This is a genomic window from Mycobacterium persicum, assembly GCF_002086675.1.
Classification (GTDB): Bacteria; Actinomycetota; Actinomycetes; order Mycobacteriales; family Mycobacteriaceae; genus Mycobacterium; species Mycobacterium persicum.
In genome coordinates this window covers 1-376 of the sequence record NZ_MVIF01000322.1, presented here as the reverse complement: position 1 = coordinate 376, position 376 = coordinate 1, and the positions used below count along the sequence as shown (strand labels likewise).

Here is a 376-nt window from a genome sequence, read left to right as displayed (position 1 = left end):
GCCCCGGACTGTCAGTCGGTGGTTTGGCCCGCGGCGGCGGCGGCGGCAACGGTGCCGACGCTGGCGCTCCCGGCGGCTCGGGCGGTGCCGGTGGCACCGGCGGAGCTGCCACGTCCTTCATCCTCCGGGCGACCGCCTTCGCGGGCGACGGCGGCGACGGCGGAAGCGGCGCGGCAGGAGACCTGTCCGGCGGCGACGGCGGCCACGGGGGTGCAGGCGGCAACGGGGGTCAGGCCGGGCTATTCATCGGCAACGGGGGCGCCGGCGGCGCTGGCGGCGCCGGCGGCGCCCGGCGGGGCGGGGGGGGCGGCGGCGCCGGGGGCGGCCGCGGGGGCGGGGGGGAGGGAAGAGCAGGCCGGGGGCGCGGGGGCGGGGG

1 protein-coding gene is annotated in these 376 nt (G+C 83.5%); it reads left to right on the top strand.

What is annotated here, in order from left to right:
• Positions 1-8: 8 nt before the first annotated feature.
• A partial coding sequence (locus BST40_RS33680; RefSeq protein ID WP_425270717.1) for a hypothetical protein occupies positions 9-376 on the top strand: 368 nt, incomplete at its 3' end.